We start from the raw sequence: 16,816 nt of genomic DNA on the forward strand, positions 1-16,816 counted from the left end.
CGGCACGGCTGTTGGGTAACCTGCCGCGCACGCGTCATGGCCGGATGTAGCCGTGAGCGAGCACAGGGGAACCCGGCTGTACGAACTGCCCGTCGGCCGGGAGTCGGGGGGCACAGCGATGGACCAGCACACCGGAGACGGCGTGGCGGAGGAGTCCGTACCAGGCCTGGACGGACTCGAGGAACTGCAGCGCCGGTTCTCCCGGCTCACGGCCGGCGCGGACGAACTGGCCGGACTCCTGGAGCACACCGCCGCCGTCGTACGGACCGGGACCGTGCCCGACCAGCGGGTGGACGAAGCCCTGCAGGCGTTCCGCGCGGGATTCCGTGAACTCCGGGAGGCCATCGCCGCTCTGGGCGGGACGACGCTCCCGGCCGGCTCCGCCGCGAGGTCCCTCGCCGGACTGAGCGCGGCCCTCGGCCGTCGTGTGGATGCCGAGGCGGAGGCCGTCCGTGCGGAGATCGCCGATCTCACGGCACAGCTCGAAGAGGCCAGGTTGGACAGGAGCCGCGTCGCACTGAGCACGTTGATCGCGGAGTTGCGCGCGGACCTCGCCCGCCTGGAGGCCTTCCCGGACCTGGATTCCGCGGCCCGGGGTCGTACGGGTGCGGTGCCGCCGCGGCCGCCTGGAACACAGGACGACGACACCGGCGGCACCGACGGATCTGACGGCACCGACGACACGGACGGCACCGCCGAAGCCGGCGGTGCCCGGTCGGCGGAGGAGGCGCCCGAGGAGCGCTCCGGTGTCACGGAGGAAACCCCGCCCGCCGGGGAAGACGCACCGGCCGACACCGCACACCCCTCGCAGGACGGCGACGGCGGCGCGCCCCGTCACCCCGGCGGCGACACCCGGCCGAAGGACGGCCAGCGCAGAACTCCGGTGATCCTGCCCGCACAGGTGGGCGGCAGTTACGTCCTCGGCGGGATGTCACCCGGATTCGCGAGGGCTCCGAAGATCTCGGGTTCGTTCGCTTCCGTCCCGGTCACCGGTGCCGGAGGACAGGGCGGGCAGGCTTCCGGTCCGTCCCCCGCCCCCGTCCCGGCGCCGCCCGCGCCCACGCCCACCCCGGAGCCCGATCCCCTTCCCCCCGGCCGCACGGCGGAGGGCGGCGCGGACGACGCCCCGCGCCGGCCCCGTAACGGCAGCCTGCGCAAGCGCAGAACCGCGGGGGTGCCGGACGCGGACGCGACGGAGGGGGAAGCGGCCGGGGAGGAGCCCGAGCACGACCGCTGCCCGTGGCAGGAGGACCGGGTGACGCGCCTGGTCCGGGCAGGGCGACTCGACAGGGCGTACTGGCTGACCCGCTGTTCGGACGAGCCGGAGGGACGGGCGCAGGCCCTGGCCTATCTGGCGGCGGCCTTCGCGGCCGAGCAGGAGCCGTGGCAGGTGCAGTCCGTCTTCGAAGCGCAGCTGACCGGCACCGGCGACGGCGACCCGGCCCTCCCCGACGGCCCGGCGTGCGCGACCGCGCTCGTCGCCCACCTGAGGTGCTCCCTCGCCCAGGGATGGGGCACCGATCTGCGCCGCGACCTACTGCAGCGGGTCACGCTCGACGAGCCGTGGCAGGAGTTCATGCACAAGGCGTGCGAGGCGCTGAACAGCGGCCGCCCGCTCTTCACGACGGGGGAGCCCGCCGAGGCGGACTCCGTCCTGGCCAGGCGTACGGAGCTGGGGGAACAGGCGCAGGCGCTGATCGAGGACTTCGCCGTACGGAGCACCCCCTACCCTCGCGCCACCAATGTGCTGCACCACCTGCTCGACCAGAAGACCGTGCTCGGTGCCGGGGTGCGGGCGGTGGTGGACTGGGGCGCGCTGGACGACGGCGCGGAATGCGTCGAAGCCATCAGGAAGGCCGCCGCGGGGCTGGCCAAGCCGCGGCAGGTCGACAGCGTCATCGAGGAGACCGACCGGCGCTACCGGTCCAGCAGCCAGGCCCGCAAGCCGATCGAGGCGAAGGCGCTGGTCGCGCTGCAGGACGCGGTGCGGGAGGTCGCCGCGCTGCTGCGTGCCTCGGTCACCGAGATCGAGACGGCGACCTCGCAGCCGTCCCGGACCACCCCGCACACCGACCTGTTCCGGCTCGCGGGGCAGATCACGGCCCAGGACCCCCTCTGCGTCGAGGAGGCGGCCTTCGCGCTGCTGGCCGACTGGATCCAGAGCCCCTCGCGCGACGGCGACGGCCAGGAGCCCGTGCGCCCGGCGGGGGACGGCGGTCGGCCCGCCACCGAACCGGACGCCTCCTGGCTGCTCCTCGCGCCCGAACTGCCCAGGAACGCGGACGGCGGACCGGCGTACGCGGACCCCGCGGCGTACCCGACGGTCGTACGGCTGCTGGACAGTCCGCCCTCCCAGGAGGAGGCGTTCGAGGCGTACGCCGCCGACGGGCGTCTGGACCTGGCGCGGAAACTGCTCGACGCCGGGCTCGCGAGGCCGGGCTCGCAGGACCTGCCCGCCGCGGACCTCATGGGCCGTCTGCGGGAGCAGTGCGCCCTGTGGAACAAGAGGCTCGGCCGCCGGATCGAGATCGCGATCGCGGACTTCGAGACCGCTCGGCGGCAGAACCTCACCCACGTCGACGACGAGCGGATCCGCGCCAGCCTGGACGCGCTGTCCAGCCGGCACCAGGCGCTGAGGGCCTCGGGAACCGCCGTCGACTACGGTGCGATGCTGCGCCGGGCGGACGAACTGGGCCGGCCGTCGGTGGACCGGATCAGGGCCCACCAGGCCGCGCTGGAGGACCGGCTGGACAAGACCCGGCTGGGCGAGGAGGACAAGCAGCGGGTCCGCCGGTTGCTGGAGCGCAAGGACTGGGCGACGGCTTCGGAACTGATCACCGAGGCGGAGCAGAAGAACCGGCTCCCTCAGGAGCGCGACCTGGTCGCCGAGGATCTGCGCGGCTTCGTCGACCTGCTCAACACGGACACCTCCCGCATGGCCAAGGAGAACGCGGACGCACGCTATCTGGCACGACGCGCGTCCCGTCGTGACCGTCAGAGCGCGGAGGCCGAGGTCGCCCTGGAGGCCTGGGAGAGAATCCACGACCGGCGGCCCGGGGCCGCCCGGCAGCGCAGCACCGACCTCAAGAGCGTGCTGCGGCTGCTGGGCCTGAACGCGCACAGCATACGTGCCGACCAGGGCACCAACGGGCTCCAGGGAGTCCTGCGCTACGAGGTCTCCTGCGACATGAACCGGGTCGCCTCCCATGTTCCGGAGTTCGGCTCCGGATCGGGAGGCGTGTTCCAGGTCCTGCTCGCCACCCGGCCCCTCATCGGTCAGAGCCCCGCCGACCTGCTCACCGGACAGGATCAGCTCAGGCCCACCCTGCTGCTCTGCCCCCAGACCTTCACGCTGGCCCAGCGCTTCCGGTTCGCCGACGCGCTGGCCCAGCACGTCACGCCCACACTCGTCGTCGACCACGCCGTCATCGGCTGGATGGCCGCACGGGCGTACGGCTCGTTCCAGCGTTTTCAGCGCGTCACCCTGCCCTGGGCCCGCACCAACCCCTACCAGGACGCCGGTGTCGTCCCCCGGGAGATGTTCTACGGACGCACCGCGGAGGAGGCGACCGTCCTCGACCCCCGCGGCGGGATGTTCCTGTACGGGGGCCGGCAGCTGGGCAAGTCGGCCCTGCTGCGCCGGATCGAGGCGGAGTGGCAGGGCAGGGAGAACGAGATCGCCGTCTACATGGACCTGCGGGGCCTGGGCATCGGCGAGTCCCAGGGGCCCGACCGCATCTGGCAGCAGTTGCGCACCGCGCTCGACCGGCACCCCGGTTTCGCCCGCCTCGGCCGTAACGCCGGGCCGGAGGTCATCGCCCACTCCATCAAGAACTGGCTCGACGCCAACAGTGTGCGCCGGGTGCTGCTGCTGGCGGACGAGGCCGACCCCTTCCTGACGGCGGACTCCAACAAGGTGGCCACCCGCGGCGGCACCTCCGACTTCGTGGTGCTGCGCGCGCTGCGTCAGCTCCGCGACGACACGTCCGGCCGGTTCAAGCCGGTCTTCGCCGGCCTGCACCAGGTGCAGCGGTTCGGCACCATGTCCAACACCCCCACCGTGCAGGGCGGCGTGGACGTGCTCATCGGCCCCCTCGACCCTGATTCCGCGCGGTCCCTGGTCGTCGAGCCGCTCGCCGCGCTCGGCTTCGTCTTCGGACCGTCGGAGGAGGAACGCAACCTGGTCTGGCGGCTGCTGGCGGCGACCAACTACTACCCGCCGCTGATCCAGCTCATGTGCCGCACGCTCGTCACCACGCTGCGGCAGCGGCTGGAGCGCACCGAGTCCCACCCTCCCGTGCTCATCACCGAGGAGGACGTGGAACAGGTGATCACCGCCCGGGCGGTCCTGGACGGCCTGCGGGACAAGCTGCGGATCACCGTCAACCTGGAGGACCGTTACCGGGTGCTCAGTCTGGTGACCGCCCGGATGGCGATCCAGGACAGCTACGCGGCCACCTACTCGGCCCGGACCATCCACGACGAGGCCGCAGCCGTGTGGGAGCCGGGGTTCCCCGAGCACACCGAGCAGGTGACGGCCGGCTACCTCCGGGAGATGGTGGGCCTCGGCATCCTGGTCGAGGGCCCGGAAGGGCCCGAGGGCCGCGGCTACACCATGCGCAGCCCGAACATGGTGAACCTGCTGTGGGCCGTGGACGACATCGAGCGTGAGCTCAAGACCGCCGAGTTCGACGCCCCCTACGAGTACAACCCGCTCCAGGCCCGGCGCACGCTGGAACTGGAAACCGGCGGGTTGCGCCGGTTCAGCCCGCTCACCGACGGCCGGATCGCCGTGCTGACCCAGGGCGCGGGCCCCGTCACCGTGTTCGGCAGCCCGGCGCTCGGCAGCGCCCGGCTGGCCGACGCCCTGCGCTCCAAACTCGCGGCCGACCAGGTCAGCGAGATCAGGACCCGCCGCGGCACCGCCGAGGACCGGGCGCACGACAGCACCGTTCAGGTGGAGTGCGTGCGTCCCGGCGAGCTGGGTGAGTGGATCACCCGCAACTCCGCTCCGGGTGCGGAGACGCGCAAGCCGTCCCTGCTGGTGGTCGACCTGCTCGACGCCGACGAGGCGGAGTGCGCCGAGGTGGAGGCCCGCCTCGGACGGCGCGAGCTGGCCGAACGGTTGCGGTCCGTCCTGCTGCGTTCCAACCGTCAGGACGACCTGCGGTCCGACACCGGCCAGGTGGTGCGCATGGAGCGCTGGACGGTCGAGTCGCTGCGGGCGTGGCCCGAATGCGTCTACGACACGCCCGATCAGCGCAGCCGGCTCATCGCCGCCACCGGCGGCTGGCCGGAGTTGGTGGAGGACGTGGTCGCCCGGGCGGCCTCGCATTCCATGCAGCGCACCGACGCCTGCGCCTGGGGACGCGACCGTCTGACCGATCCGCTGCTGGCCCGGGCCTTCATCGACGCCGTTGGTCTCACCGAACGCCAGGTGGAGGTCCTGCGCGACTGGGTCGAGTACGCCTGCCTCGACGACCGGAGCGAAGGGCTGCCGCTGACGGACGTCGCCGAGCTCCTCGCCGAACGCGTCACCCCCGAGGAGGGCTCTCCGCTGGAGGCCGCCGAGCGCCTGCAGCGAGAACTGAGCGCCCTGCAGGTCCTCGACCCGGTCAAGGACGGAGGGCTCCTGCTGGACTCCGCCGTCTGCACGGCACTTCACACCCTGCACACCGCGGGCACCGGTGGCGCCGCGGGGTGACGCGCCGGATCCGCGTGCGGCACCCGTGGATCCGGAAGACGCGCGGACGGCGGTGCCGGGGCCCGGTGCGAGCGTCGGCCATCCGCTGACGGCGGGGTTGCCCGGCGTCCGGGACCACGTGGGCGCCGTCGCCCACGACCTGCACCACGGCCGCAGCTGCCTGTGGCTCTTTCCCGACCATCTGGTCGAGAACGGCACCGCGGACCGGCTCTTCACCGAGGTGGTCGCCGGTACGGCCGGCGCCCGCGTCGAGAACGTGCACGCCGAGCTCGCGGAGGCGGGGGTTCCCGGGCCGCGGACCGGGGCCCGCCCACCGCGCCGCAGCATCTGGGGTCCGCCCGCTCCGGACGGCTCGCGCGACCTCGCCGCGGTCCCGTCGTTCGGCGCACGTCTCCAGCACGCCCTGGAGGCACGGATGCCGGCGGAGGACGAGGACCCGCTGGAGCGCGTACTGGAGACGCTGCTCACCGGGGGCCGGACAGGAGCCCGCTGGTTCGTCAGCGCGCGCTCCTGGCTCGAACCCGATCTCGACGGCCTGGTGGCGCTGTACCAGCGGCTCACCCACCAGGTACGGGCGGAGCCGCCGCCCGCCGAGTGCACTCCGCGTCTGCTGCTCGCCGCCCGGTACCGGGACATTCCCGCGGACCTCCCCGCCCGGTCGGATCCGGACACGGCACGGATCCACTGGTGGTGGGGCGTCCTGGGACGGCTCGACGGTCTGACCGCGGCCGCGCACACCGAAGCGGTCCGGCCCTCCCCCGAGCCTCTGTCCGAGCGCGACGCCACCGGCGGCGACGGGCCGCCGGCCGCCGGCCTGCGGGCCATCCCCCCTGCCTCACCGGCTGAAGCCGCCTATGCCCGCGCCGTGCGGACGCAGCTGCGCAGAGAGGCCGCGGCCGAGCTGGCCGGCCCGGACCTCGCCCTGCTGCCCGCCCTGCTCGCCGTACCCGGTCTGGGTGTGTGGGAGAACGACGAGGCCGCGGTCAAGTCGATCCGGGACGCCCTGTGCTGTTCCCCGGAAGGCCTCGCGGCCGCCCCGGTCGGCCGCCACCTCGGGCCCGTCACCCCCGCTCCCGCCCAGGACCTCCGGGACGCCTGGGCCGACGGTGCCGTCGACGCCTGGGAGGGGCGACTGCACGTCCGCATCACCGACCGGTTGCGCTCCCCGGGCGGCGGGACGGCGGAACACCAACTGACCGAGGACCTGCGCACCGCGGTGTGGCGGGCCCAACTGCGCGTCGTCTACCCGCTGCTGGCCTCGGGCCGCGGCCAGCTGCAGGACGCGTATCTGCGGCTGAACCGGATGAGTGTGCAGAGTCTGCGCGACCGCGCCCGCCATCGGCTGCGCGGCCAGGGCAGGGACTACCGCGTGCCCTCCTCCCCGTCCCTGATGGAGCTCTCCGAACTGAGCTTCCTCATGAAGCTCTTCGCCGGCTCCTCCACCGATCTGCTCGGCACGCTGTGCGAGGCTCTGCACAAAGCCCGCAACCGTCTGGCGCACCACCGGTGCCTGGGCCTGCAGGACGTCGACAGGGTGTGCGGGGCGCTCGCCCGCCTCGACGGCATCGACGCGGCCCGCCCGCGCCCCCTCCCCCTGCCCGGCCCGCGACCTCCCGCTCCTGGTCCCTGAGGCGTCCCGGCGGGGCCGGCCGGCGGCAGCGGCCCCGCTCCACCGCACCGCCGCCACCGCCACCGCCGGTCCGACCGGGGCGCCCCGGTCGGACCGGCGGTCGAGCGGCTTCTCGCTCGCCGAGCTCGTCCCCGACCGACGTCACCGCTCACCAGCGAGGTCGAGATCCCCCCTGCTCGTCCCGGCCGCACTCTCAGCACCCCGTGGACGCCGCCACGGGTGCGCAATCGGATGGGACATCCCGCGCCACCACGGCTCGGCCGGCAGCTTCCCCCCTGGCTCGAACGGCTCGCCGGGACGGGGGAACGCCACCGCCTGGCCGGCCTCCTCGGCCGCGTCCTTCGTCCACTCCCCCGGTTCCGCCCACGCGTGCAGCGCCAGGTTGAAAGTCCCCCAGTGGATCGGCAGCAGAACCCCGCCCGGACTGCCGCCCTGGAGGTCGAGATGGGCGCGCAGTCCCTCCTCGGGGGTCATGTGGATGTCCGGCCACATGTCCGAGTACGCCCCGATCTGGATCATGGTGGCGTCGAACGGGCCGTGCTCGGCTCCGATGTCCTTGAAGCCGTCGAAGTAGCCGGTGTCCCCGCTGTGGAAGATCCGGTGCTCGTCGCCGGCGACGGACCAGGAGGCCCACAGGGTGTGCTGGCTGTTGCGCAGGCCCCGGCCGCAGAAGTGACGGGCCGGGGTGGCGGTGAGGGTGAGGCCGCCGATCCGGGTCGCCTCGTGCCAGTCCAGCTCGCGCAGCCGGTCGGCGGACACGCCCCAGTGTTCGAGATGGGCGCCGACGCCGAGCGGCACCGCGAACAGGGTGTCCGTGCCCGCCAGCGCCTTGACGGTGGGCAGGTCGAGGTGGTCGTAGTGGTCGTGCGAGATGACGACGACGTCGACCGGGCCGAGCGCGGCCAGCGGCAGGGGGGCCGGGTGCAGGCGCTTGGGGCCCGCGAAGGGGAGGGGGGAGCAGCGCTCGCCCCAGACGGGGTCGAACAGCACCCGGTGCCCGTCGATCTCCGCGAGCACGCTGGAGTGCCCCATCCAGGTCAGGCGCAGGCCCGTGGCGGGCGGCCGGGCCAGGTCGGCGAGGGTGGTGGGGTGCACCGGGACCGTGCCGGTGGGGGCGCGGCGGGGGCGGGTGTCCTTGTCGAAGAAGGCCTTGGCGAGGTCGAGCGGGGAGGCCGAGGGCCGGGTCCTGGCTTCCCCGCCGGGGTTCTGGAAGACCCCGTTCGCGAAGTGGGGTGATCTGCGGATGCGCGCCATGCGCTCACCGCTCGGGTCCGCGCCGAAGGCCTCGGGCTGCAGTGCGCGGAGCCCGGGGCTCAGGGAACGGAATCCGGCCACGGTACCTCCAGGTGGGGTCGCTGAGGTTTCCCATTATGGTCGGCCGGTCCGACAAACCCCCGCTCACCCGTTCAGGGGGGTGGCCGCGGCGCGTTGACACGGCGCCCGCAGGTTCCCGATACTGACCCACTGTTCAGTAAAGGTCCCCGGCGAGGAGCCCGTATGACCGCCCCCCTGTTGTCCCTCACCTGGACCGACCACCTCACCGGCCGCCAAGGTCACCTGGTCGTCGACCGGCTGGTGCGCGGCGTCTGCAGCGGCGGCCTGCGGATGCGGGAGGGCTGCACCCTCGACGAGGTGACCGGCCTCGCCCGCGGCATGAGCCTCAAGGAGGCCCTGCACTACGACCCGGAGGCGCGCTACGTCCCGCTGGGCGGGGCGAAGGGCGGCATCGACTGCGATCCCCGGGACCCGGAGGCGTACGGGCTGCTGGTGCGGTACCTGCGGGCGGTACGGCCGTACGTCGAGAGCTGCTGGACCACCGGTGAGGACCTGGGACTCAGCCAGGACGTCGTCGACCGGGCCGCCGCCGAGGCCGGGCTGGTGTCGTCGATCCAGGCCGTCTATCCGCTGCTCGACGACGAGCACGCGGCCCGCGCACGGCTCGCGGACGCCTTCGCGGTCGAGGTGGACGGCATCGGCCTGGACGAGCTGGTGGGCGGCTGCGGGGTCGCCGAGTCCGTGCTCACGGCCCTGGACCGGGCCGGGGTGCCGTACGCCGGCACCCGGGTGGCCCTCCAGGGGTTCGGCACCATGGGCGGGGCGACGGCGCGCTTCCTCGCGCGCGCGGGGCTGACGGTGGTGGCCGTCGCCGACGTCAAGGGCACGATCGCCGACCCGGCGGGCCTCGACGTGGAGGCGCTGCTGGCCGCGCGGGACGCCCACGGCACCGTCGACCGCGGCGCGCTGCGCCCGGGCTTCGCCGAACTCCCGGGCGACGCCTGGCTGTCGGCCGAGGCGGAGGTGCTGGTGCCGGCCGCCGTGTCGTACGCGATCGGGCCGCGGGAGCAGGAGCGGATCACCGCGCGCTGGATCGCCGAGGCGGCCAACATGCCGGTCCTGCCCGAGGCGGAGGCGCTGCTGCACGCGCGCGGGGTGAGCGTGCTGCCGGACGTCGTCGTCAACTCCGGGACGAACGCCTGGTGGTGGTGGACGCTGTTCGGCGACATCGGCGCGGACGCCGGGGAGGCGTTCGCCCACACGCGCCGCTCGATGCGCGCGTTGGTGGAACGCGTACTGGCGCGCGCGGAGTCCGACGGAACGACCCCCCGCCAGGCCGCGCACGCCATCGCCGGACAGCGGCTGCCGGTCATCGCGGAACGCTTCGGCCACCACCGCTGACGGCGTCCGCGCAGGTCGCAGGCCCTGTGTAGGGTGACGGCGTGGCAAGGGTCCGGTTGAGTGTGGCCGAGCGGCGCGAGGAACTGCTGCGGGCGGCCATCGAGCAGATCGAGGCGCGGGGCGTGGCGGCGGTCAGGATCGCCGACGTGGCCTCGGCGCTCGGCGTGAGCAACGCGCTGGTGCTCTATCACTTCTCCACCAAGGAGCGGCTCGTCGCCGACGCGTTCGCCTACGCCGCCGAGGGCGACCTGGCCCATCTGCGCAAGCTGCTCGGCCGCCGGACGACGGCGCTGCGCCGGCTGCGGTCGGCGGTGCGCTGGTACGCCCCCACCGGGCCGGCCAAGGGCTGGCGGCTGTGGATCGAGGGCTGGGCGGTGTCGCTGCGCGAACCCGCGCTGCGGGAGGTCGCCCGCGATCTCGACCGGCGGTGGAAGGCGGCGCTCGCCGAGGTGATCGCGGAGGGGGTGGCCGCGGGCGAGTTCCGCTGTCCCGACCCGGCCGGGACGGCCCTGCGCCTGACGGCCCTCCTCGACGGCCTCGCCGTACAGCTCACGTCCTACGACGGCGCGGTGTCCCGGAGCCGTGCGCAGGAGTGGGTGGAGGAGGCGCTGACCCGGGAACTGGGGCCGGCGGGACCGTCGGACGCCCGGGGGCGCTGAAGCCGGACCGGCCGGGTCCGCGCACCGTCGCGGGCAGCGCCGGTCCCCCGGTGCCGGTGCCCCGGCACGGGCCACCGGCGGGCCCGTACGCGCGCCCGCCTCGCTCGTGGCACGCCCGCCTCGCTCGTGGCACGCCCGCCTCGCTCGTGGCGCGGCCGGCCGCTCCCCGGGAACGGCCGGCCGCGTCGGCCGGCTCACGCCACCGCGGCGATCCGCATCTTGATGTCGTCGGGCGAGAGGATGCCCTTGGCGGTCACGTGGTCGCCCGAGGACTCCCCCCGCAGCCGGCGCCCGATCCACGGCACCAGGTACTCGCGCGCCCACTGCACGTCGTCGCGCCGGATCTCGAGGGTGCCGCGCGGCGGGAGCTGCGGCCAGGGCTGCTCCGGGTCGGCGGGCACCTCCAGGCCGAGGACCTGACCGGCGCGCAGCGCCACCCGCGTGTGGCCCTCCGCCCCGAGGTGGAGCCGGTCGCCGTCCCAGGCCCGCCGGTCCTGGATGGACTTCAGGGACCACAGGTCGAGGACCGGGCAGCCGTACCGGTCGGCGACGGCGCGCACGTGTCCGTTGTAGGTGGCGATCTTGCCGCGCAGGTGCTTGAGCACGGGGACGCCACGGGTGTCGAAACCGGTCGTCACCATCACGGTGCCGGCCACCGCGGCGAGGGCCGCGATCGCCCGCTCGAAGCGTTCGGCGACCTCGTCGGGGTCGGTGCCGGGCCGGAGGATGTCGTTGCCGCCCGCGCAGAAGGAGACCAGGTCCGGCGCCAGCTCGACCGCTCGCGGAAGCTGGTCCTCCACGATCTGGTCGAGCAGCTTGCCGCGCACCGCGAGGTTGACGTACCGGAAGTCACCTTCGGGCCGCCGGTCCGCGAGGAGTACCGCGAACCGGTCGGCCCAGCCGACGAACCTCCCGTCGGGACCGGGGTCGCCGACGCCCTCGGTGAAGCTGTCCCCCACCGCCACGTACGACCCGATCACTGAGCTGTTGTCATTCTTCGAATCGTCTGCCACAGCCGTTCATGATTCACCTTCGAATGTGACCTACGCGACCGTAGGCAGGGGTTGACGGGCGGTGAGATAAGCCACTCCTAAAGACTTGGCCAATGCGGGAATAAGGCCCTCGTCGCTCGCGCCGCGCGACGACCGCGTCCGGAAGCCGTCGATCCGGAAACGGCTCCGGGGGGCAAGGGAACGCCGAAGGCCGGCCCCGGGGATCGGGGGCCGGCCTTCGGCGGCGCGTCGGACAGCAGGTCGGACGGTGCGTCAGCCGACGGAGACGCCGTGCGAGCGGAGGTAGGCGACCGGGTCGACGTCCGAGCCGTAGTCGGGACCGGTACGGATCTCGAAGTGCAGGTGCGGGCCGGTCACGTTGCCGGTGGAGCCGGAGAGGCCGACCTGCTGGCCGGCGGAGACGGACTGGCCGGCCGAGACGGAGAGCGAGGACAGGTGGGCGTACTGGGCGTAGAAGCCGTCGGCGAGCTTGATGACGACCTGGTTGCCGTACGCGCCGCCCCAGCCCGCGGAGACGACCGTGCCCGCGCCGACGGCCTTGAGCGAGGTGCCGGTGGGGACGACGAAGTCGACACCGGTGTGGTACCCGCTGGACCACATGCTGCCGGACATCTTGTACGGGGTGCCGACGGTCGCGCCGGAGACCGGGAGGGCGAAGCCGGTGGCGGCGGCGGTGTTCTCGGCGGCCTGCGTGGTGGACGCCTTCGAGGAGGACGGCTTCGTGGAGTCCGAGGAGGACGACTTCGAGGACGCCGACGACTTCGCGGTGGAGCCCGAGGACTGCTTCGAGGAGGAGGAACCAGACGAACCGGACGAACCGGACGGCGATTTGGTCGTGCCCGTCGCGCCCGTCGCGGCCTTCTCGCCGATCGACAGCTTCAGACCCGGGTGGATCAGCGAGGGGTCGTCCCCGACGGCCTCACGGTTGTCCGCGTAGAGCCGGGTCCAGCCGCCGCTGACGTTCTGCTCGTCCGCGATCCTGGAGAGGTAGTCGCCGGAACGCACCGTGTAGGTCGTGGCGGACTTCGCGGACTTCTGCGTCACGGGAACGGCCTGGACGGCCTTCTCCGGAGCGGCGGAGAGCGCGGAGGCCGCGGAGACCGCCTGCGTCGCCGACTGCGACGGTGCGGCGTGCGCACCGGTGGCCCCTATGAGCGGGAGGGCGAGCGCGGCGCCGCCGGTTCCGGCGGCGGCGATGGAGCGGGTGAAGCGCTGGGGCTTCGGACGGCGGTGCTTACCCTTGGCGGGCATGGCGAATTCCTCTCCGGCGCCTGCGAGGTGAGCTGTCGGGTGCGGACTGGAGATGTCCGGCCGCGCCGGGGCGCGGCTGTACCCCTAGCCGTTCCGGAGACCGGAACAGGCGGTACTGCCTGTGGGTCCCCCGCTCCTGCCGTTCACGGGTGAGTGTGCGGGCTCCGGGCGGCGGCAGGATTGGGCGTCCGTCCGGATTGGTCTGGAACGTAAGCGACCACGACGCACAGGGACAAGCGAAGGTTGTACTCGTCGAGGCTTTCTCTTGATCCCCGGCGGGAATTCCCGGTCACTTTCCGTGAATCGAGGGGCCGGTTTTCCGATGAACAGCCTTGGAAAACCACCGTATTACGTGAGCATGACAGGCGACTCACGGTCACGGATATGACGCTGCTCACGTGACAGGTCCCCAGAGCCCCTTATTCCACAGCGAGTTGGAATGAAGGATTCAATTCGGACAGAACGCCCAGATGCGGCGTGAATGGACAACCAGCGCGTCAGGGTCACCATGTGCCGGGTGCGCACCGATCGGCCCTCCAGGAGGGACCTCCGCCGGCGGACCGCGCGCCGGACCCTCGGTTCGAACAGGCTCGGCGCAGGTCTCGAACAGGGTCGGCGGCGGTCTCGAAGGCCTGGTCGAGGACCCGTTTGCCCCAGGCATCCATGTCGTATGGTCAGGGAAGTGTTCCGGTGGCCACGTCGAGCCGCGCCGGCCGGGACCGACGACCGGGAGGAGCCCCCGTGACGCAGCAGATCCCGTCGACCGAGCCCGAGCTGGCCGGAGTGCGCAACTTCCGGGACGTGGGCGGCCTGCCGACCGTCGACGGCCGACGGGTCCGCCACGGTGTGCTGTTCCGCAGCGGACATCTCGCGCACGCCACCGACGAGGACGCCGCGTTCCTGGCCTCGCTGGGCCTGCACACGGTCTTCGACTTCCGCAACGCGGCGGACCAGAGGCTGGAGGGCCCGGACGTCGAGCTGCCGGGCGTGCGCAACGTGAACCTGCCGCTCTCCGACCCGGCGGACGGGGCCGAGTTCTGGAAGATGGTCCGCGACGGCGACATCGAGCAGCTGAGGGAGATCCTCGGCGACGGCAAGGCGGCCGGCCGGATGATCGCCTCCTACCGCTCGATCGTGACGGAGCGCACGGGCGAGCACTCGCGCGTGCTGCACTCCCTCGCCGAGGACAGCGTCCCGGCGCTCATGCACTGCGCGGCGGGCAAGGACCGGGCCGGCCTGTCCATCGCCGTGACGCTGCTCGCGGTGGGCGTGGAGGAGGAGGCGATCCTGGCCGACTACCTGGAGTCCAACGCCAAGCACCGCCGCTACAAGGTGCGCCGCAACGGCACCTCCCCCGAGGCGTACTCCGCCGAGGTCATGGAGCTGCTGAGCCCCCTGTTCGACGCCCGTGCGGAGTACCTCGCGGCCGCGTTCCACACCATCGAGGACACCTGGGGCGGTGTCGAGGCCTATCTGGAGCAGGGCCTCGGTCTGGCCCCGGAGACCCGCGAACGGCTCCGGGAGCGCCTGCTCGACTGAGCGGGCACCCCCGGCGTCCGGTCCCCCGCCGCCTACTGCTTGGCGCCGACCTCGAACAGCAGCCAGAGGAACCCGGCGAAGAGGTGCCCCACCGCGATGTAGATGATCAGCCGGATCCACAGGCTCCGGGGGAACTTCTCCTCCATGTCGGTCATGGCGTCTCTCCAGGGGTGGGGCCGAGGCACAGGGCGGCCGTCGGGCTCTGCAACAGGGTGTGGACGAACAACAGGTCGACCCCGTCGGGGTCCTGGGCGGCGATGCGGTGCGGGGTCAGCGAGTCGAAGTGCGCGCTGTCGCCGGGCCCGAGCAGGTGGGTGGCGTCCCCGAGGCGCAGCCGCAGCCGCCCGCGCAGGACGTGCAGCCACTCCTCGCCGGGATGCACCCGCACGATGTCGCCCTGCGAGCCGTGGGGCACCTGCACGTGCAGCGCCTGCATGCCCCGCCCCGGCGCGCCGGACTGCCGGTAGGTCCAGCCGCCCGCGTGGGTGGGCTCCATGTCGGCGGCGCGCACGACGGCGTCCCGGTCGGCGACCCTCTCGCCGAGCAGTTCCGAGACGGTCGTACCGTAGACACGGGCGAGCGCGAGCAGCATCGGCAGCGAGGGCTGGCGCTGCCCGGTCTCCAGCCGGGAGAGGTGGGCCGGCGACAGCCCGGCCGTGCGGGCCGCGGCCTCCAGGGTGAGGGAGGCGCGCCGGCGCAGGGCGCGCAGCTGCGGCGCGACGACGCCGAGGTCGTCCACCGGCCCGGGAGCGGGCCCGGCCTCCTCGGAAGTGGGGTGGCTCATACCTTCATTCAGCCGGAACTTTGCCTCTGCGGCAAATTTATTGCCTGAGAGGCAAAGAGCCCTCGGGGAGGGTCCACCGATCGCTCCACCGGTTTCCCTACCGGTTGGCCACCGCCTGTTTGATCAGCGTCCGGCCGAAGTCCCAGACGAGTCCCCCACCCGTGTGCGCGTCGTCCATCACCTCGGTGAAGGCGTCCACGAACCGGTCCACCTCCCGCTCCCCCACGACCAGCGGCGGGATCAGCTTGATCACCTCCAGATGGTCGCCGGAGACCTGGGTGAGGATGCGGTGCCGCTGGAGCAGCGGGACGACCACCATCTGCGCGAACAGGCCCTTGCGGGCCGCCTGGAGCATGGTCCAGCGGCTGCGCAGCTTCAGCGAGCGGGGCTTGCCGAACTCGATGCCGATCATCAGGCCCCGCCCGCGCACGTCGGCGAGCAGCTCGTACCTGTCGGTCAGCGCCGCGAGCCGGGATTTCAGCAGCTCCCCGGTCACGCGGGCGTTCGCGACGATCTGCTCGTTCTCCATCACGGACAGCACGGCCAGCCCGGCCGCCATGGCCTGCGCGTTGGACCCGAAGCTCGCCGAGTGCACCAGCACCCGGTCCATGGACGAGTAGACCTTCTTGAAGATCCAGTCCTTGCCGAGCGTGGCGCCGACCGGCACATAGCCGCCGGAGAGCGCCTTGGCGACGCAGACCAGGTCGGGTTCGACCCCCTCCTCGTGCTGGTGGGCGTAGAAGTCGCCGGTCCGGCCGAGGCCGGTCTGCACCTCGTCGGCGATGAGCAGCGCCTTGTGGCGGCGCAGCAGCTCCTGGGCGGAGCGCAGGTAGCCGGGCGGGGTCTCGTACACCCCCTTGCCCTGGATCGGCTCGACGATCAGCGCGGCCACATCGCCCTTGCGCAGCTCCCGCGCCAGCGCGTCGAGGTCGCCGAGGGGTACGGCGGTGTCGGGCAGCAGCGGCGCGAAGCCGTCCCGGAACCCGCCCTCGCCGTTGACCGACAGGGAGCCCGTGGTCAGCCCGTGGAAGGCGTGGTCGCAGTACAGGACCCTGGGCCTGCCGGTGGCGTACCGGGCGAACTTCAGCGCGGTCTCCACGGCCTCGGTGCCGCTGTTGCCGAAGAAGACCCGGTCCAGGTGCGGGCTGTGGGCGAGGAGCTTCTCGGCCAGCAGTCCGGGCAGCGGCTGGCAGTCGAAGCGGGTGAGGTCGGCGAGCGAGGCGTCGAGGACGTCGTGCAGCGCCTTGCGGACGACGGGGTGGTGGCGGCCGAGGCCCATCACCCCGAACCCGGCGAGCATGTCCAGGTAGTCGTTGCCGTCCGCGTCCCAGAAGTACGCGCCCTCGCCCCGCTCGTAGACCTTGTCGAAGCCGATGGTGTGCAGCATGCGCGGCAGCTGGTGGTTGAGGTACCTGCCGTGCAGCTCGTAGCGTTCGGCTCCGCGCTCGGCCAGCAGCGCGCCGAGGTCGAACTCCGTGGTCATTCCGCTGTCTCCTCGCCGGGGCCGTCGGTGGTCTTGTCGGAGGTGCCGCCGGCCGTCGCCGTCCCCTCGGCCGGGCC

At 73.0% G+C, this 16,816-nt stretch carries 11 protein-coding genes and 1 riboswitch; of the genes, 5 read left to right on the top strand and 6 right to left on the bottom strand.

The genetic code is table 11. From position 1 onward, the window contains the following. The first annotated feature begins 52 nt into the window (after nucleotides 1–52). Both ACH4N1_RS07820 and ACH4N1_RS07825 read left to right on the top strand, forming a co-directional pair. Nucleotides 53–5,704 carry a hypothetical protein gene (locus tag ACH4N1_RS07820; protein WP_398095337.1) on the top strand — a complete coding sequence of 1,884 codons (5,652 nt, stop codon included), beginning with the start codon at nucleotides 53–55 and terminating at the stop codon, nucleotides 5,702–5,704. Between the two features lie 25 nt (nucleotides 5,705–5,729). Then, a complete protein-coding gene (locus tag ACH4N1_RS07825) occupies nucleotides 5,730–7,334 on the top strand; it encodes a hypothetical protein (protein ID WP_398095339.1) in 1,605 nt (534 codons plus the stop codon). Nucleotides 7,335–7,475: 141 nt separating this feature from the next. On the opposite strand, the gene ACH4N1_RS07830 is transcribed toward ACH4N1_RS07825, so the two are convergent. Next, nucleotides 7,476–8,669, bottom strand: a complete 1,194-nt coding sequence (locus ACH4N1_RS07830) for an MBL fold metallo-hydrolase (protein WP_398095341.1) — start codon at nucleotides 8,667–8,669, stop codon at nucleotides 7,476–7,478. Between the two features lie 162 nt (nucleotides 8,670–8,831). Here ACH4N1_RS07830 and ACH4N1_RS07835 point away from each other — a divergent pair, with 162 nt between their 5' ends. Together ACH4N1_RS07835 and ACH4N1_RS07840 are read left to right on the top strand one after the other, a co-directional pair. Further along, nucleotides 8,832–10,010 (top strand): Glu/Leu/Phe/Val dehydrogenase dimerization domain-containing protein, encoded by a 1,179-nt coding sequence (locus ACH4N1_RS07835; RefSeq protein ID WP_398095342.1) that lies wholly within the window; start codon nucleotides 8,832–8,834, stop codon nucleotides 10,008–10,010. 41 nt (nucleotides 10,011–10,051) lie between these two features. After that, the gene (locus tag ACH4N1_RS07840) at nucleotides 10,052–10,669 is read left to right on the top strand and encodes a TetR/AcrR family transcriptional regulator (protein WP_398095345.1); all 618 of its coding nucleotides are present in this window, start codon (nucleotides 10,052–10,054) and stop codon (nucleotides 10,667–10,669) included. Between the two features lie 194 nt (nucleotides 10,670–10,863). Here the strand turns inward: ACH4N1_RS07840 and ACH4N1_RS07845 are convergent, their stop codons facing one another. Next, entirely contained in the window at nucleotides 10,864–11,649 is a 786-nt protein-coding gene (locus tag ACH4N1_RS07845; protein ID WP_366058810.1) for an SGNH/GDSL hydrolase family protein, read from the bottom strand. A gap of 285 nt (nucleotides 11,650–11,934) precedes the next feature. Then, nucleotides 11,935–12,933 carry a peptidoglycan DD-metalloendopeptidase family protein gene (locus tag ACH4N1_RS07850; protein ID WP_398095346.1) on the bottom strand — a complete coding sequence of 333 codons (999 nt, stop codon included), beginning with the start codon at nucleotides 12,931–12,933 and terminating at the stop codon, nucleotides 11,935–11,937. A 4-nt stretch (nucleotides 12,934–12,937) separates the two neighbouring features. Then, a riboswitch (cyclic di-AMP (ydaO/yuaA leader) is annotated at nucleotides 12,938–13,095 on the bottom strand. 579 nt (nucleotides 13,096–13,674) lie between these two features. Between ACH4N1_RS07850 and ACH4N1_RS07855 the strand changes: the two genes are divergently transcribed. Further along, a complete protein-coding gene (locus tag ACH4N1_RS07855) occupies nucleotides 13,675–14,472 on the top strand; it encodes a tyrosine-protein phosphatase (protein WP_398095349.1) in 798 nt (265 codons plus the stop codon). A 32-nt stretch (nucleotides 14,473–14,504) separates the two neighbouring features. Here ACH4N1_RS07855 and ACH4N1_RS07860 read toward each other — a convergent pair whose 3' ends face one another. The 3 genes from ACH4N1_RS07860 to ACH4N1_RS07870 form a co-directional block, all read right to left on the bottom strand. Beyond that, nucleotides 14,505–14,627: a DUF6126 family protein gene (locus tag ACH4N1_RS07860; protein ID WP_363090670.1), complete on the bottom strand. Its 123-nt coding sequence runs from the start codon at nucleotides 14,625–14,627 to the stop codon at nucleotides 14,505–14,507. Beyond that, entirely contained in the window at nucleotides 14,624–15,256 is a 633-nt protein-coding gene (locus tag ACH4N1_RS07865; RefSeq protein WP_398095350.1) for a helix-turn-helix domain-containing protein, read from the bottom strand. The genes ACH4N1_RS07860 and ACH4N1_RS07865 overlap by 4 nt, the downstream gene beginning before the upstream one ends. A gap of 97 nt (nucleotides 15,257–15,353) precedes the next feature. Next, nucleotides 15,354–16,739, bottom strand: coding sequence for an aspartate aminotransferase family protein (locus ACH4N1_RS07870; protein WP_398095351.1), 1,386 nt, complete (start codon nucleotides 16,737–16,739; stop codon nucleotides 15,354–15,356). Between the last annotated feature and the right edge of the window lie 77 nt (nucleotides 16,740–16,816).

Origin of the sequence: Streptomyces sp. NPDC017202 (genome assembly GCF_044331705.1) — a bacterium.
Taxonomy (GTDB): Bacteria; Actinomycetota; Actinomycetes; order Streptomycetales; family Streptomycetaceae; genus Streptomyces.

Excerpts from the sequence above, each read along its gene's own strand:
- ACH4N1_RS07835 (WP_398095342.1), top strand. The coding sequence starts at position 8,832 with ATGACCGCCCCCCTGTTGTCCCTCACCTGGACCGACCACCTCACCGGC.
- ACH4N1_RS07850 (WP_398095346.1), bottom strand. The coding sequence starts at position 12,933 with ATGCCCGCCAAGGGTAAGCACCGCCGTCCGAAGCCCCAGCGCTTCACC.
- ACH4N1_RS07860 (WP_363090670.1), bottom strand. The coding sequence starts at position 14,627 with ATGACCGACATGGAGGAGAAGTTCCCCCGGAGCCTGTGGATCCGGCTG.
- ACH4N1_RS07865 (WP_398095350.1), bottom strand. The coding sequence starts at position 15,256 with ATGAGCCACCCCACTTCCGAGGAGGCCGGGCCCGCTCCCGGGCCGGTG.
- ACH4N1_RS07870 (WP_398095351.1), bottom strand. The coding sequence starts at position 16,739 with ATGACCACGGAGTTCGACCTCGGCGCGCTGCTGGCCGAGCGCGGAGCC.